This window comes from Pseudomonas sp. LBUM1648, from assembly GCF_059716145.1.
In genome coordinates this window covers 5,649,148-5,670,162 of sequence record NZ_CP166808.1, presented here as the reverse complement: position 1 = coordinate 5,670,162, position 21,015 = coordinate 5,649,148, and the positions used below count along the sequence as shown (strand labels likewise).

The 21,015-nt window shown below is 60.2% G+C and carries 22 protein-coding genes; 12 read left to right on the top strand and 10 right to left on the bottom strand.

The annotated features are described in order from the left end of the window. Window positions 1-16 precede the first annotated feature (16 nt). Window positions 17-652 carry a pseudouridine synthase gene (locus ACA043_RS25710; protein WP_497658150.1) on the top strand — a complete coding sequence of 212 codons (636 nt, stop codon included), beginning with the start codon at window positions 17-19 and terminating at the stop codon, window positions 650-652. Here the strand turns inward: ACA043_RS25710 and ACA043_RS25705 are convergent. Both ACA043_RS25705 and ACA043_RS25700 read right to left on the bottom strand, forming a co-directional pair. Then, the gene (locus ACA043_RS25705; protein ID WP_042561226.1) at window positions 647-856 is read right to left on the bottom strand and encodes a DUF2788 domain-containing protein; all 210 of its coding nucleotides are present in this window, start codon (window positions 854-856) and stop codon (window positions 647-649) included. The two genes, ACA043_RS25710 and ACA043_RS25705, sit on opposite strands and share 6 nt — an antisense overlap. A gap of 231 nt (window positions 857-1,087) precedes the next feature. Further along, window positions 1,088-1,567, bottom strand: a complete 480-nt coding sequence (locus tag ACA043_RS25700; protein ID WP_042561225.1) for an Lrp/AsnC family transcriptional regulator — start codon at window positions 1,565-1,567, stop codon at window positions 1,088-1,090. Window positions 1,568-2,021: 454 nt separating this feature from the next. Between ACA043_RS25700 and ACA043_RS25695 the strand changes: the two genes are divergently transcribed. Then, window positions 2,022-3,080, top strand: a complete 1,059-nt coding sequence (locus tag ACA043_RS25695; RefSeq protein ID WP_497658149.1) for a DUF6515 family protein — start codon at window positions 2,022-2,024, stop codon at window positions 3,078-3,080. On the opposite strand, the gene ACA043_RS25690 is transcribed toward ACA043_RS25695, so the two are convergent. Both ACA043_RS25690 and pmcY read right to left on the bottom strand, forming a co-directional pair. After that, a complete protein-coding gene (locus ACA043_RS25690) occupies window positions 3,074-3,982 on the bottom strand; it encodes a cation diffusion facilitator family transporter (protein ID WP_187680959.1) in 909 nt (302 codons plus the stop codon). The genes ACA043_RS25695 and ACA043_RS25690 overlap by 7 nt on opposite strands. 15 nt (window positions 3,983-3,997) lie before the next feature. Beyond that, window positions 3,998-4,417 (bottom strand): periplasmic Zn2+ metallochaperone PmcY, encoded by a 420-nt coding sequence (gene pmcY, locus ACA043_RS25685; RefSeq protein WP_401267333.1) that lies wholly within the window; start codon window positions 4,415-4,417, stop codon window positions 3,998-4,000. A 111-nt stretch (window positions 4,418-4,528) separates the two neighbouring features. Between pmcY and hrpB the strand changes: the two genes are divergently transcribed. After that, complete coding sequence (gene hrpB / locus ACA043_RS25680; protein WP_497658148.1) at window positions 4,529-7,048, top strand: ATP-dependent helicase HrpB; 2,520 nt, start codon at window positions 4,529-4,531, stop codon at window positions 7,046-7,048. A 12-nt stretch (window positions 7,049-7,060) separates the two neighbouring features. On the opposite strand, the gene ACA043_RS25675 is transcribed toward hrpB, so the two are convergent. The 3 genes from ACA043_RS25675 to ACA043_RS25665 form a co-directional block, all read right to left on the bottom strand. Beyond that, window positions 7,061-7,981 carry a WaaS/CpsH family glycosyltransferase gene (locus ACA043_RS25675; protein WP_497659680.1) on the bottom strand — a complete coding sequence of 307 codons (921 nt, stop codon included), beginning with the start codon at window positions 7,979-7,981 and terminating at the stop codon, window positions 7,061-7,063. 58 nt (window positions 7,982-8,039) lie between these two features. Further along, window positions 8,040-9,119 carry an endonuclease/exonuclease/phosphatase family protein gene (locus tag ACA043_RS25670; protein WP_489879939.1) on the bottom strand — a complete coding sequence of 360 codons (1,080 nt, stop codon included), beginning with the start codon at window positions 9,117-9,119 and terminating at the stop codon, window positions 8,040-8,042. 75 nt (window positions 9,120-9,194) lie between these two features. Further along, window positions 9,195-9,869, bottom strand: coding sequence for a YciC family protein (locus tag ACA043_RS25665; RefSeq protein WP_187680945.1), 675 nt, complete (start codon window positions 9,867-9,869; stop codon window positions 9,195-9,197). Window positions 9,870-10,047: 178 nt separating this feature from the next. On the opposite strand from ACA043_RS25665, the gene ACA043_RS25660 reads away from it, so the two are divergent. The 4 genes from ACA043_RS25660 (at window position 10,048) to ACA043_RS25645 (ending at window position 13,192) form a co-directional block, all read left to right on the top strand. Next, window positions 10,048-10,791, top strand: a complete 744-nt coding sequence (locus ACA043_RS25660; RefSeq protein ID WP_497658147.1) for a DUF2076 domain-containing protein — start codon at window positions 10,048-10,050, stop codon at window positions 10,789-10,791. 259 nt (window positions 10,792-11,050) lie between these two features. After that, window positions 11,051-11,530, top strand: coding sequence for a LabA-like NYN domain-containing protein (locus ACA043_RS25655; RefSeq protein WP_221730158.1), 480 nt, complete (start codon window positions 11,051-11,053; stop codon window positions 11,528-11,530). A 41-nt stretch (window positions 11,531-11,571) separates the two neighbouring features. Beyond that, window positions 11,572-12,177, top strand: a complete 606-nt coding sequence (locus ACA043_RS25650) for a 3'-5' exonuclease (RefSeq protein ID WP_497658146.1) — start codon at window positions 11,572-11,574, stop codon at window positions 12,175-12,177. Window positions 12,178-12,679: 502 nt separating this feature from the next. Then, window positions 12,680-13,192 carry a BRO-N domain-containing protein gene (locus ACA043_RS25645; RefSeq protein ID WP_497658145.1) on the top strand — a complete coding sequence of 171 codons (513 nt, stop codon included), beginning with the start codon at window positions 12,680-12,682 and terminating at the stop codon, window positions 13,190-13,192. Window positions 13,193-13,302: 110 nt separating this feature from the next. Here the strand turns inward: ACA043_RS25645 and ACA043_RS25640 are convergent, their stop codons facing one another. After that, window positions 13,303-13,758 carry an Lrp/AsnC family transcriptional regulator gene (locus tag ACA043_RS25640; protein ID WP_187680942.1) on the bottom strand — a complete coding sequence of 152 codons (456 nt, stop codon included), beginning with the start codon at window positions 13,756-13,758 and terminating at the stop codon, window positions 13,303-13,305. A gap of 163 nt (window positions 13,759-13,921) precedes the next feature. Between ACA043_RS25640 and yedA the strand changes: the two genes are divergently transcribed. Then, on the top strand, window positions 13,922-14,857 hold the full coding sequence (gene yedA, locus ACA043_RS25635; protein ID WP_305439938.1) for a drug/metabolite exporter YedA: 936 nt from the start codon (window positions 13,922-13,924) through the stop codon (window positions 14,855-14,857). A gap of 65 nt (window positions 14,858-14,922) precedes the next feature. Then, entirely contained in the window at window positions 14,923-16,260 is a 1,338-nt protein-coding gene (gene rhlE1, locus ACA043_RS25630; protein WP_497658144.1) for an RNA helicase RhlE1, read from the top strand. Between the two features lie 107 nt (window positions 16,261-16,367). Here the strand turns inward: rhlE1 and ACA043_RS25625 are convergent, their stop codons facing one another. Both ACA043_RS25625 and ACA043_RS25620 read right to left on the bottom strand, forming a co-directional pair. Continuing rightward, window positions 16,368-17,612 (bottom strand): TIGR03862 family flavoprotein, encoded by a 1,245-nt coding sequence (locus ACA043_RS25625; protein WP_497658143.1) that lies wholly within the window; start codon window positions 17,610-17,612, stop codon window positions 16,368-16,370. A 175-nt stretch (window positions 17,613-17,787) separates the two neighbouring features. Continuing rightward, window positions 17,788-18,708: a histone deacetylase family protein gene (locus ACA043_RS25620; protein WP_497658142.1), complete on the bottom strand. Its 921-nt coding sequence runs from the start codon at window positions 18,706-18,708 to the stop codon at window positions 17,788-17,790. An 82-nt stretch (window positions 18,709-18,790) separates the two neighbouring features. Between ACA043_RS25620 and ACA043_RS25615 the strand changes: the two genes are divergently transcribed. The 3 genes from ACA043_RS25615 (at window position 18,791) to ACA043_RS25605 (ending at window position 20,929) form a co-directional block, all read left to right on the top strand. Continuing rightward, entirely contained in the window at window positions 18,791-19,360 is a 570-nt protein-coding gene (locus ACA043_RS25615; RefSeq protein WP_187680937.1) for a GNAT family N-acetyltransferase, read from the top strand. A 109-nt stretch (window positions 19,361-19,469) separates the two neighbouring features. Further along, window positions 19,470-20,339, top strand: a complete 870-nt coding sequence (gene tesB, locus ACA043_RS25610; protein WP_187680936.1) for an acyl-CoA thioesterase II — start codon at window positions 19,470-19,472, stop codon at window positions 20,337-20,339. Beyond that, on the top strand, window positions 20,336-20,929 hold the full coding sequence (locus ACA043_RS25605; RefSeq protein ID WP_497658141.1) for an HAD family hydrolase: 594 nt from the start codon (window positions 20,336-20,338) through the stop codon (window positions 20,927-20,929). The genes tesB and ACA043_RS25605 overlap by 4 nt, the downstream gene beginning before the upstream one ends. Window positions 20,930-21,015: the final 86 nt, after the last annotated feature.

The following is a 21,015-nucleotide window of genomic DNA, read 5'->3' as shown; positions in this document are numbered from 1 at the left end:
AGATGTTCTTTTCGCCATGTCCCGTCCCCCGCGTCCACCTTCCCGCCGCCCCGGCGCGAAGCCTCAGTCTTCTGCCCCGCGCCGTGTTGCCAAGGCGCCGCCGGCTGAGCCGAAACTGATCCTGTTCAACAAACCGTTCGATGTGCTGACGCAATTCAGCGACGGCGAAGGGCGGGCGACGCTCAAGGATTACATCGACGTGCCCGGTATTTATCCGGCCGGACGCCTTGATCGCGACAGTGAAGGTTTGTTGCTGCTGACCAACGACGGGCAGTTGCAGGCGCGGATTGCCGACCCCAAGCACAAATTGGCCAAGACCTATTGGGTGCAAGTCGAAGGCGAGCCGACGGCCGAGCAGTTGCAGTGTTTGCGTGACGGCGTCGAACTGAATGATGGCATGACCTTGCCCGCCGAAGCTCGGCAACTGGAGGAGCCTGAACTGTGGCCACGCAATCCACCGGTACGCTTTCGCATGACGGTGCCGACGAGTTGGCTTGAATTGGTGATTCGCGAGGGGCGTAACCGTCAGGTGCGCCGGATGACCGCAGCCGTCGGACTGCCGACGTTGCGACTGGTGCGGGTCAGGATTGGTGACTGGACGATCGAAGGTCTAGATCAGGGCCAGTGGAAAGAAGTGCCGGCGCGCTTATAAAGCGCCGGACTCGATCAGGCCGATCACCACACTCTTGATGATGAACGCGGCCACACCCAGGCCCAGCACGAAGAACAGAATGAGCGAGCCAAAGCGCCCGGCCTTGGATTTTTTCGCCAGATCCCAGACGATGAAACCCATGAAAATGATCAGGATGCTGACCAGGCCAGTCATCATCCATTCTTCAAGTAGTGCAGGATCCATCGGGGTTCTCCGGCGCGCATGGGGCTAAAAGGGCGCGGCGAGTATACGCCAAGGTCGAACGGCGGGGCATTGATCTGCGTCGGTGTGCCGCAGTCAATCGTCTGGAACCCTGTGGCGAGGGGATTTATCCCCGACGGGTTGCGAAGCGACCCCAAAAATATCCGCCTCGCTGCAAAATCTTGCCAGTGCTGCGCACTGGATCGGGGATAAATCCCCTCGCCACGAAAGCAATCAGCTACGCAAATGGGTCAGCGGCAATTCGGTGCTGTTGAGCACCTGATTCAGCACAAAACTCGAGCGCACACTGGTCACCCCATCAATCCGGGTCAGATGCCCCAGCAGCAATTTCTGATAGTGATCCATGTCCGGCACCACCACCTTCAACTGATAATCAGCGTCCACGCCGGTTACCAGACTGCACTCCAACACCTGCGGCAACGTACGAATCGCTGCTTCGAAATTTTCAAAACGCTCCGGCGTGTGCCGGTCCATGCCAATCAGCACGTACGCGGTCAGGCTCAGCCCGAGCATCTTGCGATCCAGCAACGCCACCTGACGCGAGATGTAGCCGTCGTCTTCCAGTTGCTTGACCCGGCGCGAGCACGGCGAGGGTGACAGACCGATGCGCTCGGCCAGTTCCTGGTTGGAGATGCGGGCGTCGCGCTGCAATTCCGCCAAAATGCTCAGGTCGTAACGGTCGAGTTTGCTCATCAATCAGTCCTTGGTTGTAACTATTGCGGCGGATTATCTATCCAGGGTTAAAAATTGCGCAAGTGGTGTTTATTTAAGCAATCTTCGCAATCCTCTGTCGCGGCCTCAGGCCTATTCTTATTACCAGAATCACTGCTCGGTAACACAGTCCACAGCGGCCCGCCTATCAGGCCCGCCGCGGTCGCCACCCCCACCGGGGATGTGCCGGCCCCCGAGCTGCACACTGTCCAGAAGACGGCGTGAGGTGAGCCGACGTCAAAAGCGTCGAGCCAGGACGAAGTTCTCTAGAAGGGAGGCCGACGGGTCTCCCTTTTTCTTGCCTGCGATTTTTGTGCAGCCCTCAATAAATAAGTCTCGTGACTGATAACCTGTTGCAGAACCCGGTGTGTACATTCCCGGTCTTAGTGACAAGTCCCCTCTTAATTTCAGGCCCTGAGCCGCAGCGAGGAAAAGCATGAAGTCGCGCATCTGGCGTCTGGCCGGTGTTGGTTTGCTGTGCATGAGTGTCACGGCGCAAGCGCTTGCCGATGATCAGGAGAGCCGCAGCCCAAACGGCGGTGGCCACGGTCAGGACCATCAGGGTAACAATCAGGGCCGTGGCGGCGATCATCAGCAACGCGGTCAGGGCAATGAGCTGCAGAACCAACCGCGCCCGCAGAGCAATGAAATCATTCGTGGCGACAACAGCCGCCAGTTCGAGCACAACGGCCAGCAGCGCAACGATAATGGCCAGTGGCAGAACCGCGACCAGAACCGTCCAGCCTACAATCCCAACCCGGTTCGCCAGCCGCCGCCACCGCCACAGTTACCGGCCAACAGTCTGCCGATCCAGCCGCGTCCCGACGCCGTGCGCCAGACCCAGGAACCGCGTCAGGGCTACTACCGCGACGAGCGTCCACAGAACGGCTACAACAACCAGCATTGGCAGACCGGCAACCGGCCTGACGACAATCGCTGGCCAGGTCGTCCGGGCGGGCATGGCAACGGTTGGGGGCCGGGGCCGCAATATCGGCCGGGGCATGTGATCGACCGTTTCCCGGATCGTGACTATCGCGTGCCGTATCGCGGGCAGGATTACTTCTTCTCTGGCGGCTATTGGTATCGCCCACAAGGCCCGCGCTACATCGTCGTGCAGCCACCGCGCGGGATTCGTACCCAGTACTTGCCGGATTACGCCCGTGAAGTGTGGGTAGGTGGCGCGTTGCTGTTCCTTGCCGCCGGTTCCTATTACGCCTATCAGGAAGCGACTCAGGACTACGTGGTGGTCGAGCCGCCGGTGCAACAACAGCCGCAGCCGCAATCACAGGGCTACGATGTCGAGGCTTATCCGGCCAACGGTCAGTCGCCGGAGCAGGTGCAAAAGGACGGTTACCAGTGCTATCAGTACGCGGTGCAACAAAGCGGTTTCGATCCGCGCACCGCGACTTACCAGCCGGCGCCCGAAGTGGTCCAGGCCTACCGTCAGGCCCAGGGCAATTGCCTGAGCAGTCGCGGTTATCAGGTAAGTTACTGAATCCGGGTTTGCGCCCGTTCAGCCTTGACCACTTCCTGCGGGTCGGCGTGCACCAGCACTTCGGCCCGTGGGTAGGCTTTGTGAATGGCATCCGCCGCCTGATCGCTGATGCCGTGCGCTACTGACAGGGTCAATTCCCCCGGCAATTCCAGATGCAGCTGCACGAACCAGTGGTTGCCGGAAATCCGCGTGCGCAAGTCATGTGCGCCCAGCACACCCGGTACGCTGCACGCCAGTTCGAGCATGTGCTGACTGACGTCCGGTGGCAGCTCCTCATCCATCAGCACCGAAAAGCTTTCCCGGGCGATCTGGATCGCGCTCCACAAAATGTAGGCGGCAATCCCCAGGCCAAACCACGCGTCCAATTGTTGCCAGCCGAATCCGGCCAGCACCAGCGCCACCAGAATGCTGCCGTTAAGCAGCAGATCAGAGCGGTAATGCAGCGAGTCGGCGCGTACGGCGTTGGAGCCGGTCTGCTTGACTACCCGGTGCTGCAAGATCAGCAAGGCCACCGTCAGCAACAGGGAGAAAATGATCACGCCAATGCTGATCCACGGCGCACCGAGCGGTTCAGGTTGCTTGATCCGCTCATAGGCCTGAAACGCGATCAACACCGCACTCCCGCCGATGAACAAGGCCTGCGCCATGCCGGCCAGGGATTCCGCTTTGCCGTGGCCATAACGATGATCGTCATCCGCCGGGCGCAGCGCGTAATGCACCGCCAGCAGATTAAGTAACGAAGCAATGCCATCAAGCGCCGAGTCGGTAAGGCCGGCGAGCATGCTCACCGAACCGCTCAGCCACCAGGCGATGGCTTTGGCGATGATCAGCGTACAGGCCACCGCCACCGAGGCGCGGGTCGCCAACCGCAGCAGGCGGGCGTGTTCGGGGCTGGAGGTCATGAAGTTTTTGATTCCTTATGCGGCAGGTTGCAGGCCGAACATTGCCAGTTGTTGAGTGCTGCCCTTGTGCTGGATCAGGCGTGGATCATCCAGCGGCAGATTGCGGCCCAGCTCAGATTCGAGAATAGCCTGCAACTTCAGGTTATCGACCTGACCGTCCGGGCCGATGGCTTGCTTGAGCTTGGCCGGATCGACTTGCGCGGTGTGCCCCGGTTCGAAATAGATCGCGCCGGTGGCGAAGTCGACTGCAAATGCGATCAGACCGGGAATGACATAGAACAGCAGACCCACGGCATCGAGCACGGCAATCGCCGGGTCGATCTTGCCGTCGATCTGGCCGCGACGATCCGGGTAGAAAATCGAGCCGCACGCGGTGATTTGGGTGAGCAGGGTGGCGACCAGTACACCGCCGATCAGGCGAAAGGGTAAACGCATGGGAAATATCTCCTGAGTCATCTGATAACGAAGCTTCGTCTTGTGAAGTTAAGACCCTGACGAACGCTTGGCAGTTCGCCGTTATACTCGCCGCTCTGTTTGGGAGCCAGCATGATTTCTTTGCCGATCGACGAAGTTTTACCCGCCTTGCGTGAAGCGTTGGCGACACGCCACGAAGCCGTGCTTGAAGCACCGCCCGGCGCCGGTAAAACTACCCGCGTGCCTTTGGCCTTGCTCAACGAAGCGTGGCTGAACGGGCAAACCATTCTGATGCTGGAGCCGCGCCGCCTCGCCGCGCGTGCGGCGGCTGAGCGACTGGCCAGCGAACTGGGCGAAAAGGTCGGTGAAACCGTTGGCTATCGCATTCGTCTCGACAGCAAGGTCGGCCCCAACACCCGTATCGAAGTGGTCACCGAAGGCATTCTCACCCGCCGTTTGCAGGACGACCCGGCGCTGGAAGGCGTGGGCCTGCTGATCTTCGATGAGTTTCACGAACGCAGCCTCGACGCCGATCTGGCGCTGGCCCTGAGTTTGAACGGTCGCGAGCTGTTTCGAGCTGAACAGCCGCTGAAGATTTTGCTGATGTCGGCCACCCTTGAGGGCGAACGCCTGGCCGGGTTGCTCGATGACGCGCCGATCCTGCGCAGCGAGGGGCGTATGTATCCAGTGACCATGCGCTGGGGCCGGCCGTTTCAGCCCGGCGAGTACATCGATCAGCGCGTGACCGCCACCATCCTTGAAGCCCTGCACGATGAAACCGGCAGCCTGTTGGTGTTCCTGCCGGGGCAGGCGGAAATCCGTCGCGTCCATCAACAATTGGCCGACGCCATCGGCGAGCGCAGCGACGTGCTGCTCTGCCCGTTGCACGGTGAACTCGATCTCAACGCCCAACGCGCCGCTATCGACCCGGCACCGGCCGGGCAGCGCAAAGTGGTGCTGGCCACCAATATCGCCGAGACCAGTTTGACCATCAACGGCGTGCGCGTGGTGATCGATGCCGGGCTCGCGCGGGTGCCGCGTTTCGATCCGGGCAGCGGCATGACCCGTCTCGACACTCAACGCATTTCCAAGGCCAGCGCCACGCAGCGCGCGGGGCGGGCAGGGCGACTGGAGCCGGGTGTGTGTTATCGGTTGTGGTCGCAGGATCAGCACGAGCAACTGGCCGCTTATGGCAGTGCGGAAATTCTGTCGGCAGATCTGGCCAGCCTGGCGCTGCAATTGGGGCGCTGGGGGGTGACGCCGGGCGAGCTGGTCTGGCTCGATGTTCCGCCAACGGCAGCTTATGCACAGGCGCAGGAATTGTTGCAGCGACTCGGCGCACTGGAAGGTGAAGCGCTGACCTCCCATGGCCAGGCCATGGCCGAATTGCCAGCGCATCCGCGTATCGGCCATTTGTTGCTGCGCGGGCAGGCGTTGGGCCTGGCCAACATGGCCTGCGATGTCGCCGCGTTGCTTGGCGAGCGCGACATCTTGCGCGGCGCCGGGGCGGATTTGCACAGTCGTCTGGTGCTGTTGTCTGGCGAAGAACGCGCGGCACGCGGCGCTCAGGGCGGCGTGCAACGTGCCCGACAACTGGCGCGGCAGTATCGCGTTTACTTACGCGGCAAGGCGAGCGAGCCGGTCAGCGATCCGGATCACCCGCGCTGGCTCGGCGCATTACTGGCGCTGGCCTACCCGGATCGCGTCGCCCAACAACGTCGTGCCGGAGGCGCCGAATACCGACTGGCCAACGGTCGCGCCGCGCTGTTCGCCGAGGCCGACAGCCTGATGAAAGAACCGTGGATCGTCATCGCCGACCTCGGCAGCCGACAGGGTCAGCGCGAAGAACGAATTTATCTGGCGGCGGATTTCGATCCGGCGCTGTTCGATTCGGTGCTCGCCGAGCAGGTACGCAACGTCGATCAACTGGATTGGGACGAGCGCGAAGGCGTGTTGCGCGCTGAACGTCAGCGAAAGGTAGGCGAACTGATCCTGAGTCGTGAACCGTTGACTGGCCTCGATGAAGCCGCGCGCAGTCAGGCGCTGGTCAATCTGGTGCGGCGCAAAGGCCTGGAGCTGCTGCCGTGGACGCCGGAACTGCGTCAGTGGCAGGCGCGTGTCGCGTTGTTGCGGCAGTTGGAGCTCAATACTCAGGACGAAAGCCAGTGGCCGGATGTCAGCGACGCGACACTGCTGAACACCCTCGAAGACTGGCTGATGCCATATCTGGGCAAGGTCTCGCGGCTCAGTCACTTCGCCAATCTGGATCTGTCGAGCATCGTGCGCAATCTACTGCCATGGCCACTGCCGCAACGTCTCGATGAGCTGGCGCCGCATCATCTGAGCGTGCCGTCGGGGTCGTCGATTCGTCTGGATTACAGCGAGTTTCCGCCGATTCTCGCGGTGCGTTTGCAGGAGCTGTTCGGCCTGGCAGAGACTCCGCGTATTGCTGGCGGCCGGCAAGTGGTCAAACTGCATCTTTTATCCCCGGCGCGCCGGCCGGTGCAGGTGACGCAGGATCTGGCCAACTTCTGGCGCAGCACCTATGCCGAAGTGAAGAAGGATTTGAAGGGGCGATATCCAAAGCATTACTGGCCGGATGATCCGTTGGTGGCCGAGGCCACCGCACGGATCAAACCGCGAAAACCCTGAGCGCGCAGCGTTTTATTGAAGCGAAAACACCGTCCTGGTCCAACCCTGCAACGTGTACTTTTCATAGATCTGCACAGGGACGTCCACATACGGGCTCGTGATGAAATGCTCCGGAATCAGCGGGTTGGCCTCATCAATGACCAGGATGTTAGCCGGGTTGTAGAAGTCATAATCGACAACGCTTTTGTTGGTGGTGATCACTTTTTTTCGCGATGCCATGGCTTCAAAGAATCGGAAGCTCAAACCGGCCTGGCCGGGCTTGGAAATGTCCAGAATGATCCTGGAGCGTTTGACTAACTCACCTACGGATTCCAGCGACATTCTCTGCTCGAAAAAAGTGATACCGGGATGAGCACCCGGAATCGGTTTGCACTGCACCAGAAACTTGTAATCGGTAACGCCGAGCCGATCAAATTCCCGCGCCAGGCCTTCGAGCGCCGGCACGCGGTCCTTGCCGGCCATCACTACGAAAGCCGAGTATTCGCCCGGTTCACCGTCTGCAACGTAGTCTTCATAGATAAAGTTGTAGAGCTTTTTCAGGCCGTAACTCTCGGCATTCTGCGGGTCGAATGAAAACACCTCGTCATAATCAGCCAGTTCTTCCCGGGTCATCGGCCAGCGACTGAAACTGTCGTAAAGGTAGGCGATCTTGCGATCGGAAGCCTTGAGTCCAGCCGCCAATTGCTGTGGGTCGATTTGCGCCGGATTAATGATAAGGGCAGCGTCAAACCGCCCTGCCGCCCGAAGGGTCTTTTTCACATGCCGCCATTGGGCCCAGCGTTTCAGCGGACGTCGAATGATCTTCGGGGCTCGATCAAACCTGTCCGACATCGACGAGGTATCGATGAAGCACACGTCGTTATCGATCATCAAATGCTCAGCCAGTTTGCGTGCGTAGCCGCCGATGTCCTTGCATACAATTAAAATTTTCATGGGTCTTCCGTGCGTTTGATTCGAATGCCCGAGCATCGTTCGTGGCGTAGAGTTGTTGCTACGGCGCAACCGGCAGCAGGAACCGCGCAATGACCGGCAAGTGATCGGAAATCCGAAGCGTATCGTCCTGGCGCACCATCGCTTCGACCCGTTTGATCTTCGGGCTGTAGAACAGATAGTCGACCGTGCGATCCGGACCATTGAGGCCGGGGTCATTGGGGTAGTGGGTCAGCCACTGCGCGCGGTCGATGCCGCTGGCCTCGTTGTTGGTCGGGATCATCGGGTACTTGTCCCACAACAGATGCAATTCGCTGTCGGCGGAGTAGGCCGTGCGCTGCTCGGCTGGCAAACGGCGATATTGACCGAGCGGCAGCAGATTGAAATCGCCGCCGATCAACCACGGCAGACCTTGGCTTTCATACTTGTCGAGCACCTTGGCCACCGCCGTGACTTGCGCCTGCAAAGTCTCATCCGGTTGGCTGGCGCGCTCCAGATGCGTGTTGAACACGGTCAGTTGCCCGCCATCGCTCAGCGGCAGCTTGGTCGCGAGCAGGGCGTCTTTGGGCTGGAACTGGCGGCTGATGAAGTTGCTCGAAGCGACCGGTAATTGCAGGCGCTCGGCGTGTTCGATGCGATAACGGCTCAGCGTCGCCAGTTGCCGGCCAACGCTGCCGAAGATGTGCGGTTCAGGGACGAAATCGGCTTTCCAGTCAAAGGCGCTGGCGCTACACGGGTACAGATCGGCGACTCGCTCCTGCAGCAATTTGAGTTGATCCTGATAATCGCTGGCCTTGGCGCCGTCATCCAGCTCCTGCAACAGCACCACGTCGGGCTGTTCATCGCGAATTACCCGCGCCACTTCATCGAGACTGAAGGCCATGTCTTCCAGCGTCGGCGCTTCATCGTCGCCCCCGGCCAGGTCATTCCAGAACACATAACGCTTGCCGGCCAGGTACTGCACGTTCCAGGTCATGACTTTCAGTGCCTGCCCGGGCACCAGCGTCGGCGCGGTTGCGGTGCAACTGACCGGCAGGGTTTCACGGGGTTCGGGACGCCAGGTCAAGCTGAACATCAGCCCGCCAATCACGGCGATGGCGAGCACAACGAGCAACAGGGTGTAGCGCAGTAGACGGGTCATGGCTCGGCTTTTAGCGTTACAGAAAGTGGCCCCGAGCATACCTGAGGGCGAGTCTTAAACCTAAGGCCAGAGCAGTCAGACCGCTCTGTCTCTTTTGTCAGGCAATTCGCTGATCAGCATGAACAGACGGAACAGCACCACGCTGGTGAACAGTTGCAGGAAGCCGTGAGCGCTGTCGATCAACACAGTGATGGCCGTGTTCTGCGGTTCTGGATAGACCGCCAGCGTTGCGCCTTTGAGCAACCACAACGGCGTCATCACGCAAAGAATGCACAGCAGAATCCGCCAGAAATGCCCGCGTGTCAGACGCAGGCTTTCTTTCATCGCATGCAGCGGATTGAGGCCGCGCAGCACCAGCAGATATTCGCCGAACGCCAGCATCACCATCAGCATCAGGCCCGGCAGAAAATACAGCGACAGTCCCAGCAGGATCAGCAACGTGTTGAGCGCCGTGAGCAGGGCGAAACGCGGCCACAACCGTGCGGCCATCGCCAGCAGGTCAAGATTGCGCGGGGCTTCGCCACGGGTACGGGCGTCGAGAAACAGAATCAGTGCGGCGGTGTACAGCGGATAGATCAGCAGGCCGACAATGATGCTGGACGCCGAAAAACTGTCCGGGTCGCTGGCGTGATCTACCACTTGTTGCAACAGCGCTTCGACGATCACCAGCGGCAGGCACAACTGCACGATGCTGACCAAATGGCGTTTGAAAAAATACAGAGAGTCGCGCAGCACTTCGAAGGCATTCATCAGTCGGTATCGCAGGTCGAAAACAGTGGCTCACTTTAACCGATGATGTGCGGGCGGACGCAAACGTAAACATTCGGTAAAGGTCGTTGAAACATCCTGTCACTGTCTCCATTACGGGAGAGCACCTTGTCCAAAGTGGGCGAGGGCAATGTTATCCCCGGCAATCTACGAGGTCGCCATGAACAGCGAAGAGCAAACCCTGATCGATGGACTGTTTTCCCGGCTGCAACAGGCCGAAACGGAGGCAGCCCCGCGCGATGCCCAGGCCGAGACGCGGATCAAGGAACACCTGACACGCCAGCCGTCGGCAGGCTATTTCATGACCCAGGCGATTCTGGTGCAAGAGGCGGCGCTCAAAAGCCTCGACGAGCAGAACAAACAACTGACCCAGCAAGTCCAGCGTTTGCAGGCCGAGCTGCAATCGGCCAAGGCGCAGAGTGCTGCGCCGGCACCCAGCGGTGGCGGTGGGTTTCTGTCGAGCATCTTTGGCGGCGGCAGCTCGCGTCCTGCGCAAACACAGAATGCCCCGGCATCGACGGGCGGCTGGCGCGAACCGGCACCGCAGCAGAACTTCAACGCTCCCGCGCCACAACAGAACTTCGGCGCACCGCCGCCCAACTACGCGCAACAGGCTGCTCCGGCGGCGGGCAGCAGCTTCCTCGGTGGCGCGCTGAAAACTGCCGCTGGTGTGGCGGGTGGCGTGATGCTGGCGCAGGGTATCAGCAGCCTGTTCCATCACAATCAGCAACCGGAAGAGATTGTTGAAGTGATCAAGGAAGAACCGGCGCAGGTTGCAGACCAAAGCAACAACGGCTGGGGCGATGACCAGCGCATGGCCGGCAACGACCAGAGCGGCTTTACTGATACCGACTACAGCGATGACAACTCATCGTTCTTCAATGACGACGATTCCTTCGTCTGACCCAAACCTTCCAGGTTGACATCGAACTGTGGTGAGGGGATTTATCCCCGATGGACTGCGCAGCAGGCCCAAAAAACCGGGGCCGCTACGCTGCCCAGCGGGGATAAATCCCCTCGCCACATTCACCACTCGTCAGTAGCACCCTTGCGCCTGCGGGCGATTATTCGCGGAACCTTCCTTCGGGCTGGCATACTGAGCGCCTTTTTCGGGCCTGGCGCCTGATCCCGCTTCGTGCGCTCGCGCGCTCACAGGAACTCCGGTGAAAAAAATCGCAGTGTTCGCCGACGTGCAGAACCTCTACTACACCGTGCGTCAGGCCTATGGTTGCCACTTCAACTACGCCGCGCTGTGGGCCGACATCAGCAAGGACGGGCAGATCGTCGAGGCCTACGCCTACGCCATCGACCGTGGCGACAGCAAGCAACAGCAATTCCAGCAGATCCTGCGCAACCTCGGCTTCATCGTGAAGCTCAAGCCATACATCCAGCGCAGCGACGGCTCGGCCAAGGGCGACTGGGACGTGGGCATCACCCTCGACATCATGGACGCCGCCGACCACGTTGACGAAATCGTCCTGGCCTCCGGTGATGGCGATTTCGACATGCTGCTCGAACGCATCATCAACAAGCACGGCGTGCAAGCGGTGGCCTATGGCGTCCCGGGCCTGACCGCCAACTCGCTGATCCGCGCTGCCAGCCGCTACGTGCCGATCGAAGGCGCGCTGCTTCTGAAGAATTGAGCGGCTACTGAAGAATTGATTTGAACGGAGTTGAACCCGGTTTGGAACGCATTGCAGTCATCGACTTTGAAACCACCGGCCTCTCGCCGAACAGCAGCTGCCGCGCCACGGAAATCGCCGTGGTCATGCTGGAAAACGGCCGCATCGTCGAGCGTTACCAGAGTCTCATGAACGCCGGCGTGCGCGTCCCCGCGTTCATCGAACAACTGACCGGCATCAGCAACGCCATGCTGCGCACCGCGCCCTCGGCGGAACAGGTGATGAACGAGGTCAACGAGTTTGTCGGCTGCACGCCACTGGTCGCACACAACGCTTCGTTCGACCAGAAGTTCTGGGATTTTGAACTGGGGCGGATCAAACGCACCCGTCTCCAGAATTTTGCCTGCTCACTACTGCTGGCCCGCCGGTTGATGCCGGCCGCGCCGAATCACAAACTCGGCACCCTCACCACGTTCGCTCGCCTGCCGCACAGCGGTCAGGCTCACCGCGCGATGGCGGATGCGGAAATGGCGGCAAACTTGATGGCGTATCTGGCTGATGAGTTGCGCCACAAGCATGGCGTGCGCGAGTTGAACCATGACCTGCTGTGCAAATTGCAGAAAGTGCCGGCTGCGAAAGTTGGCGAGCATCTGCAGCGCTATCGCTGATCCCGAAATCAACAAGAACCCTTGTAGGACTGAGCCTGCTCGCGATGGCGGCGCATCAGTCGCCAGCAATGTTGACTGACACATCGCCATCGCGAGCAGGCTCGCTCCTACAGTGGATTTGTGTTGGCCTGGACTATTTGCCGTTGCTTTCAAAAACTCGCGAACCGGGTTGTTTAGTGGTGTGTAGAGTTCGACGAAGCATCCTACTGAAGTTTAGGGATTATCTGTCTTGAGCTCTGATAGCCCCACCGCTAACCTCTTTTCGTCGCTGAAAATTCAGCGATCGGGACTGCAAGCCCGCCGATAATTTGTTAGGCACTGACCGGTGCACCTATAATCGCGTCGCTCTTATGGCGACCAACGATTTTATGGTGGCTGTGTGCGGGAGACCTTCGGGTCTGCCGAGGTTGCCTAACGACTCGGTCTTGCAGACCCGCGCACAGCCGCCACCCATCATCTGCAAGTGATGCTAGCGGCTCCAACATTCGTTAGGTGATTTGCCATGATCAAAGTAGCTACCAACGCTCCAAAAAACGCCGGCTCGTCATTCAGCCGTGAGTCACTCGTAAAACCCCAAACCTTCATCCGCCATCACATCCAGTTGCAAGCCGCTCTGGTACATGGCGAAGCCTGGTTCTGTGCCCGTGATTTTGGTCGTCTCATGGGGTTGGAAATCAATGGGCGACAAGTTCTGAAGCTTGATGAAGATCAGCGGCGGATAATGTATCTGTCGGGAAGCGATGGTGTTCAAGAGACCTTGATGTTGAGTGAGTCCGGCGTTTACGCAATGCTGGTTTACCACTACTCCCCGGAGAACCGTCATTTGCGTCGTTGGCTGACCCATGAGGTCGTGCCGATGCTTCGTCAGGGCTCGGAGTCAGTTTCAGATCCGCATCTGCGTTTGATGATGTGCGCAGGGGAAACGTTGAGACTTCTGCATTGGCGCAATGAGCCATGGATGCGCATGCGAGATATGCCGCACTTGCTGACTCAGGAAAGTCGTAGCCAGGGTTGAAGGCCTCTCGCTAGCGGACTTACTCGCGAATGCGGTGTGTCATTCAGAAAGGTGTTGTCTGACACTCCCTCTTCGCGGGCAAGCCCGCTCCCGCAGTGGACATCATTGCCTCAAGACTTGCCGTTGCCTTCGATATGCCCCAGCGGCACGCGCTTCTCGATGGCGCTCGACAACACAATCGATGTCTTGCTGAACCCGAACTTCGCCACCCGGTTGATCAACTCCTCCAACTCCGGCATCGATCCCACTGCGGCCTTCATGATCACGCACGGATCGCCCGTCACGCGAAAGCACTCGGTCAGTTGCGGAATTTTGACCAATTCGTCGTACACCTTCTGGCTGCCGTTTTGATGCAGGCGCAGTTCGATCACACACTGGATCGGCAGACCGATTTTCGACAGGTCGATTTTCGCTTCGTAGCCGGTGATCACGCCCGATGCCTCAAGCTTGGCCACGCGCTCGGCCACGGCGGGGGCGGAGAGGTTTACTTTGCGCGCCAGGTCGGCGTAGGACGCCCGGCCGTTTTCGAGCAGGGCGCTGAGCAGCATGCGGTCGTATTTATCCAAGGCTTAACTCCTGAAAGTGTCAGTCTTTCGAAATCGTGGTTTATTCCGCAGATCTCCGTGATTTCAAAAGTGTACTGGCCTGATAAACAGGTTTTGTAACTTATTTTTGCCCGCTGGCCTTTCTAGAATAACCAAACTCCTGACACAGACTGTCGAGCTGCCCATGCCTGCCTTGCGCCGTTTTTCCTTGCCGCTGATCGCCGCGTTTTTTGCGTTGTATGTGATTTGGGGTTCGACCTATCTGGTGATTCGCATCGGCGTTGAATATTGGCCACCGCTGATGCTTGGCGGAGTGCGCTTCATCATTGCTGGCACGTTGATGTACGCGTTCCTGCGCTGGCGCGGGGCACCGGCGCCGACGTGGGCGCAGTGGAAAGCGGCGGGGATCATCGGGATTTTGCTGCTGAGTTTTGGTAACGGTGCGGTGAGTGTGGCGGAGCACACGGGGGTGGCTTCTGGTGTGGCGGCATTGGCGGTGGCGACGGTGCCGCTGTTTACGTTGCTCTGCGGTTATTTCTGGGGCGCGCGTAATACTCGTCTCGAATGGGCCGGGGTGGCGCTGGGGATTGTCGGCATTGCCATGCTCAACATGGGTTCCAACCTGCAATCGAGTCCCTTGGGCGCTGCTTTGCTGATTTTCGCGGCGGCCACCTGGGCGTTCGGTTCGGTGTGGAGCAGGCACCTGCCGTTACCGCAGGGCGCGATGGCCAGTGCTGTGGAAATGCTCGTTGGCGGTGTTGTCCTGCTGATCGGCAGTGCGGTGAGTGGTGAACGCTTGCAAGCCGTGCCGCCGATGGAAGGCTGGTTGGCGCTGGCGTATCTGATCTTCTTTGGCTCGATCATCGCCTTCAATTCCTACATGTACCTGCTCAAGCATGTGCGTCCGGCGGCGGCCACCAGTTATGCCTACGTCAATCCGGCGGTGGCGGTGTTGCTGGGGATCGTGTTTGTCGGCGAGACCATCGGCATTGAAGAAGCGCTGGCGATGCTGGTGATCATCAGTGCCGTGGTGCTGATCGGTCTGCCGCAGTGGCGTCGTCCGGCACAGCCGCCGGTAGACGTGCCGACGGCCGTTCCGACGGAACAGCGCGCGAATTAGGGTAAACTGCGCGCCATTGCACACTCGTGTCGCACAACTGCGCTGAATTTTCCTACGGTACTCCCATGACTTTCGCCTCCCTTGGCCTGATCGAACCCTTGCTGCGCTCCCTCGAGACGCTCGGCTACCAGACCCCGACGCCGGTGCAGGCGCAAGCCATCCCGGCCGTTCTGGCCGGTCGCGACCTGATGGCAGCGGCCCAGACCGGTACCGGCAAAACCGCCGGTTTCGCTTTGCCGCTGTTGCAGTTGCTGGCCATGGAAGGGCCGAAAGTCGCTGCCAATTCGGCGCGTGCGCTGATTCTGGTGCCGACCCGCGAGCTGGCCGAGCAGGTTCATGAGTCCGTGCGCCAGTACGCCGAAAACCTGCCGCTGCGCACTTATGCGGTTTACGGCGGCGTCAGCATCAACCCACAAATGATGAAGCTGCGCGGCGGCGTCGATGTGCTTGTCGCCACGCCTGGTCGCCTGATCGACCTGTTCCGCCAGAACGCGCTGAAACTCGATCAGTTGCAAACCCTGGTGCTGGATGAAGCCGATCGTATGCTCGACCTGGGCTTCTCCGAAGAACTGGCGAACATTTACCGTATGCTGCCGAAAAAGCGCCAGACCCTGCTGTTCTCCGCGACTTTCTCCGATGACATTCGCCTGCTGGCCGGGCAAATGCTCAACGACCCGCTGAGCATCGAAGTCAGCCCGCGCAACGTTGCCGCCAACACCGTCAAGCAGTGGATCGTGACGGTGGACAAGAAGCGCAAGGCCGAACTGTTCGTGCACCTGATGCGCAAAGGCAAGTGGAAGCAGGTGCTGGTATTCGCCAAGACCCGCAACGGCGTGGATGCGCTGGTGGAAAAACTCCAGGGTCTGGGCATCAACGCCGATGGCATCCATGGCGACAAGCCGCAAGCGACACGCCAGCGTGCGCTGGATCGTTTCAAACTCAGCGAAGTGCAGATTCTGGTGGCCACCGACGTGGCGGCCCGTGGTCTGGACATCGAAGATTTGCCGCTGGTGGTCAACTTCGACCTGCCGATCGTGGCCGAAGATTACATTCACCGGATCGGCCGCACTGGCCGTGCGGGTGCGACGGGCGAGGCGATCTCGCTGGTGTGTGCCGATGAGGTGAACATGCTCTCGGCGATCGAGATGCTCACGCGTCAGACGTTGAAGCGTCAGAACGAACCGGACTTCGAGCCTGAGCACCGCGTGCCGGATACCGATGCCAGCGGTCAGGTGATCAAGAAGCCGAAGAAACCTAAAAAGCCGAAAACGTCCGGCGGTGGCGGCAAGCGCAATCTGGGCAAGTGGGTGGACAGCGGTGAGACGCAGGCGCCGGAGCCATCGATCAAGCCTGTGCGTAAAGTGCCGGTGTTCAACACCGGGCCGCGTAAGCGTAAGCCATAACCCTCTGCTGAAGGCGCGCTATCCAGGTAGGAGCTGCGGCACGCTGCGATCTTTTGATCTTGTTTTTAAAGGTCAAAAGATCGCAGCCTCGTTTCACTCGACAGCTCCTACAGGGTTTTGTGCCGAAGCCACTCCAGCATCCCGAACCCCGCCGCCCGGCCACTGGCAAAACACCCCGTCAGCAAATAGCCCCCCGTCGGCGCCTCCCAATCGAGCATCTCACCTGCGCAGAACACCCCCGGCAACGCCTTGAGCATCAGCCGCTCGTCCATCGCTTCGAACGTCACGCCCCCGGCACTGCTGATCGCTTCGTCCAGTGGCCGAGTTTTCACCAGCGTCAGCGGTAGCGCTTTTATCGCTCGGGCCAGCAGTGCCGGGTCGGCAAAGGTCGCAGCGTCCGTCAATTCACGTAATAGCGCGGCTTTTACCCCATCAATCCCCACCTGACTGTGCAAGTGCTTGGCCATCGAGCGCGAGCCGCGCGGTTTGCTCAATGCTGCCTGCAATTTATCCACAGGTCGGCCCGGCAGCAGGTCGATATGAATGGTGGCTGAGCCGTGCTGGTTGATTGCCTCGCGGATCGGTGCCGACAACGCGTAGATCAAACTGCCCTCAATCCCGGTCGCCGTGATCACGCATTCGCCCAAGCGCGGCGCATCCTCGTTCAGGCCGATGGCGATATTTTTCAGCGGCGCGCCGGCGAATTTGCTGACGAGTAATTCGCTCCAGGCCTGCACTTCAAAGCCGCAATTACTTGGCTGCAACGGCGCCAGTCCTACACCGCGCTGCTCCAGCGGCAACATCCACGCGCCGTCCGAACCCAGCCGCGACCAACTGCCGCCGCCGAGGGCGAGCAGGGTGGCGTCGGGGTTGATGGATTTCTCGCCTTCCGGGCTGTCGATGCGCAACGCACCTTGTTCATCCCAGCCGAGCCAGCGATGGCGGGTGTGGATAACTACGCCACTGTCGCGCAGACGCTTGAGCCAGGCGCGCAGCAAAGGGGCGGCTTTCATGTCGGTGGGGAACACGCGGCCAGAGCTGCCGATAAAGGTTTCGATGCCCAGCTCATGAATCCAGCGGCACAGCGCATCGGCATCAAAACCGCGCAGCAGCGGAGCGATGTGCGGCGCGCGTTCGGCGTAGCGCGAGAGGAACGCCGGGTAGGCTTCGGAGTGGGTGATGTTCATGCCGCCGACCCCGGCCAGCAGGAACTTGCGGCCTACCGAAGGCATGCCGTCGTAGAGATCGACGCGGACTCCGGCCTGGCTCAGCACTTCGGCGGCCATCAGGCCGGCGGGGCCACCGCCGATGATGGCGACGTGAGCGGAGGAGGGGGCGGAGTTCTGGGTCATGGCGTGCGCTGCGGTATGGCGGGATAAGGCGCGCATTCTAACAGTCGGGATCTTTGTAGCGGTTGGTTAAAAATTAACCGCCGCGCTGCGCGCCATGTTCGGTATGGGCTGCAGCCCCTTTCACTCAGGTTATCCACAGGCCGTTCCACAGCCATTGTGGGTAACGCAGCACAGCTCAATGACAGCCGTGTGACTGCCAGACGCGCTGCGCGCTGTGGTGAAGAATGCCGTGGCGGCGGGCGAGGGCGTGGCGGTCCTTGCTGTAACCACCGCCGATCACGCCCATCACCGGGATGTCGCGGCCCAGGCAATGGCGCATCACGCTTTCGTCCCGGGCAGCGACGCCTTCATCGGTCAGTTGCAGATAACCGAGGGCGTCGTCCTTGTGCACATCGACGCCGGCGTCGTACAGCACCAGATCCGGTTGATACAGGGGCAGCAGATAATTGAGTGTGTCGTCCACGACCTTCAAATAATCGGCATCGCCCATGCCTTTGGGCAATGGAATGTCCCAGTCACTTTCCGCTTTGCGTGCAGGAAAATTCTTCTCGCAGTGCAGGGAAACGGTAATCGCCTCCGGGGTGTTGTGCAGAATCCGCGCCGTGCCGTCGCCCTGATGCACGTCGCAATCGAAGATCAACACACGGCTCACCCGGCCGCTCTGCAGCAGATATTGGCTGATGATCGCCAGGTCATTGAAGATGCAGAACCCCGCCGGGTAGTCGTAGTGGGCGTGATGGGTGCCGCCGGCCAAGTGGCAAGCCAACCCATGCTCCAGGGCTTTTTCCGCCGCCAGTATCGAACCACCCACCGCGCGCACCGTGCGTCGGGCCAGCGCTTCGTTCCATGGCAGGCCAAGACGCCGCTGGTCTTCGCGGGACAACTCGCCGCTCATGTAGCGTTCGATATAGCTACGGTCATGGGCCAGGGCGAGGATGTCGTTGGGGCAGATTTCGGGGCGCAGCAGATCGGCGTCACGGGTCAAGCCGCTGTCGACCAGGTGATCGCGCAGAAGACGAAACTTGTCCATGGGAAAGCGGTGATCCGCAGGAAACTCCGGGCTGTAGTCGTCGTGGTAGATCAGCGGCAGTGGCATGGCGATTTCTGTCAGACGTGTAGGAAAGAGTGAAGGATCCTACCAGCGATGTAGACTTGCGGCATGGAAACGGAGGGGCACGATGGAGCCGATACTGGAACTGGAAAGCGCACGGTTGCTGATGCGTCAGTGGCAGGATGAGGATTTGCCGGAATTTGCGGCGATGTGTGCCGATCCTCAGGTGATGCGCTATTTTCCGGAGCCGTTGAGCCGGCTGGAAAGTGCCGCGTTGATCGGTCGCGTGCGCGGACATTTTGCCGAACACGGCTACGGCTTGTGGGCGCTGGAGCGCAAGGACAGCGGCGAATTCATCGGTTTCACCGGGCTTGGCGTGGTCGGTTTCGACGCGCCGTTCACCCCGGCGGTGGAGATTGGCTGGCGTCTGGCGAAGGAGCATTGGGGCCTGGGTTACGCCAGTGAAGCGGCTTGGACCGCTCTGCGTTGCGGGTTTGATCGATTGGCCCTGAAGGAAATCGTGTCGTTCACTGCGCAATCAAATCTGCCTTCGGAGAAAGTCATGCAGGCGATCGGCATGCATCACGCGCCGGCCGATGACTTTGATCACCCCAAGCTTGCCGTCGATCACCCGTTAAGAAGACATGTGCTGTATCGGATTACCCGGGAGCAGTGGCTGCAAACCTTGCATGGATAAGCTGACACGGACGTTTACAATGGCCGCCATATCATTGGCCCGTGCCAGTACCTGAATCGCCCGCCGCAGCCAAGACTGCGCGGCATTGCTTTGTGTGAGGAGAGTCTGAATGAGCCAAGTGTTGGAAGATCTGGTCGATTTGCTGACCCTGGAACCGATCGAAGAAAACCTGTTCCGTGGTCGCAGCCAGGACTTGGGTTTCCGTCAGTTGTTCGGCGGTCAGGTGCTCGGTCAGTCGCTGTCGGCGGCCAGTCAGACGGTTGAAGAGGCGCGCCATGTGCATTCGATGCACGGTTATTTCCTGCGTCCGGGCGACGCCAAGTTGCCGGTGGTGTACTCGGTTGACCGCGTGCGCGATGGCGGCAGCTTCAGCACCCGTCGCGTCACGGCAATCCAGAAGGGCCATCCGATCTTCACCTGCAGCGCTTCGTTTCAGTATGACGAAGAAGGCTTCGTGCATCAGACTCAGATGCCACAAGTGGTCGGCCCGGAAAACCTGCCGTCGGAACTGGAACTCTTCCAGCAACGCGCGCAACTGATCCCGGAACACATGCGCGAAAAACTGCTGTGCCCGAAGCCGATCGAAGTGCGCCCAGTCACCGAAAAAGACCCGTACAACCCGCAACCGGCGGATCCGATCAAGTACGTGTGGTTCCGCGCCGACGGCGCACTGGCCGACATTCCGGCGCTGCACAAATACCTGCTGGCCTACGCCTCGGACTTCGGCCTGCTGACCACTTCGATGCTGCCCCACGGCAAATCGGTCTGGCAGAAAGACATGCAGGTCGCCAGCCTCGATCACGCGCTGTGGTTCCACAACGATCTGCGCGCCGATGACTGGTTGCTTTACGCGATGGACAGTCCGTGGGCCGGCAATTCTCGCGGGTTCTCCCGTGGCAGCGTGTTCAACCGCGCCGGGCAACTGGTGGCGTCGGTGACCCAGGAAGGCTTGATCCGTCATCGCAAGGATTGGGCATGAGCCTGGCCGATGTGAAGCACTGGGTGTTCGACATGGATGGCACCCTGACGGTCGCCGTGCATGACTTCGCGGCGATTCGTGTGGCGTTGGCGATTCCGCCGGAGGACGACATCCTCACCCATCTTGCCGCGTTGCCGGCGGGTGAATCAGCAGAGAAACATGCGTGGTTGCTGGAGCACGAGCGCGATCTGGCGCTCGGCTCGACGCCGGCCACCGGGGCGGTGGAACTGGTGCGTGATCTGCATTCGCGCGGTTATCGCCTCGGCATTCTTACCCGCAATGCGCGGGAGTTGGCGCATGTGACGCTCGAAGCGATTGGCCTGGCCGACTGCTTTGCGGTGGAAGATGTACTGGGCCGTGATGAAGCGCCGCCCAAGCCGCATCCGGGTGGTTTGCTCAAGTTGGCAGAAGCCTGGGCGGTACCGGCCAGCGAGATGGTGATGGTCGGCGATTACCGCTTTGATCTGGATTGCGGGCGAGCGGCGGGCGCGCGGACGGTGTTGGTGAATCTGCCGGATAACCCGTGGCCGGAGCTGACGGATTGGCATGCGCAGGATTGTGTCGAGTTGCGGCGGATGCTGTTGGCCTAAGATCAAAAGATCGCAACCTTCGGCAGCTCCTACAGTTGCTATTGCAATCCCCTGTAGGAGCTGCCGAAGGCTGCGATCTTTGCTTT

Excerpts from the sequence above, each read along its gene's own strand:
- hrpB (WP_497658148.1), top strand. The coding sequence starts at position 4,529 with ATGATTTCTTTGCCGATCGACGAAGTTTTACCCGCCTTGCGTGAAGCG.
- ACA043_RS25625 (WP_497658143.1), bottom strand. The coding sequence starts at position 17,612 with ATGACCCAGAACTCCGCCCCCTCCTCCGCTCACGTCGCCATCATCGGC.
- tesB (WP_187680936.1), top strand. The coding sequence starts at position 19,470 with ATGAGCCAAGTGTTGGAAGATCTGGTCGATTTGCTGACCCTGGAACCG.
- ACA043_RS25605 (WP_497658141.1), top strand. The coding sequence starts at position 20,336 with ATGAGCCTGGCCGATGTGAAGCACTGGGTGTTCGACATGGATGGCACC.
- ACA043_RS25700 (WP_042561225.1), bottom strand. The coding sequence starts at position 1,567 with ATGAGCAAACTCGACCGTTACGACCTGAGCATTTTGGCGGAATTGCAG.
- ACA043_RS25675 (WP_497659680.1), bottom strand. The coding sequence starts at position 7,981 with ATGAAAATTTTAATTGTATGCAAGGACATCGGCGGCTACGCACGCAAA.
- ACA043_RS25615 (WP_187680937.1), top strand. The coding sequence starts at position 18,791 with ATGGAGCCGATACTGGAACTGGAAAGCGCACGGTTGCTGATGCGTCAG.
- ACA043_RS25705 (WP_042561226.1), bottom strand. The coding sequence starts at position 856 with ATGGATCCTGCACTACTTGAAGAATGGATGATGACTGGCCTGGTCAGC.
- ACA043_RS25695 (WP_497658149.1), top strand. The coding sequence starts at position 2,022 with ATGAAGTCGCGCATCTGGCGTCTGGCCGGTGTTGGTTTGCTGTGCATG.
- ACA043_RS25660 (WP_497658147.1), top strand. The coding sequence starts at position 10,048 with ATGAACAGCGAAGAGCAAACCCTGATCGATGGACTGTTTTCCCGGCTG.
- ACA043_RS25690 (WP_187680959.1), bottom strand. The coding sequence starts at position 3,982 with ATGACCTCCAGCCCCGAACACGCCCGCCTGCTGCGGTTGGCGACCCGC.
- yedA (WP_305439938.1), top strand. The coding sequence starts at position 13,922 with ATGCCTGCCTTGCGCCGTTTTTCCTTGCCGCTGATCGCCGCGTTTTTT.
- pmcY (WP_401267333.1), bottom strand. The coding sequence starts at position 4,417 with ATGCGTTTACCCTTTCGCCTGATCGGCGGTGTACTGGTCGCCACCCTG.
- ACA043_RS25710 (WP_497658150.1), top strand. The coding sequence starts at position 17 with ATGTCCCGTCCCCCGCGTCCACCTTCCCGCCGCCCCGGCGCGAAGCCT.
- ACA043_RS25665 (WP_187680945.1), bottom strand. The coding sequence starts at position 9,869 with ATGAATGCCTTCGAAGTGCTGCGCGACTCTCTGTATTTTTTCAAACGC.
- ACA043_RS25620 (WP_497658142.1), bottom strand. The coding sequence starts at position 18,708 with ATGCCACTGCCGCTGATCTACCACGACGACTACAGCCCGGAGTTTCCT.
- ACA043_RS25645 (WP_497658145.1), top strand. The coding sequence starts at position 12,680 with ATGATCAAAGTAGCTACCAACGCTCCAAAAAACGCCGGCTCGTCATTC.
- rhlE1 (WP_497658144.1), top strand. The coding sequence starts at position 14,923 with ATGACTTTCGCCTCCCTTGGCCTGATCGAACCCTTGCTGCGCTCCCTC.
- ACA043_RS25670 (WP_489879939.1), bottom strand. The coding sequence starts at position 9,119 with ATGACCCGTCTACTGCGCTACACCCTGTTGCTCGTTGTGCTCGCCATC.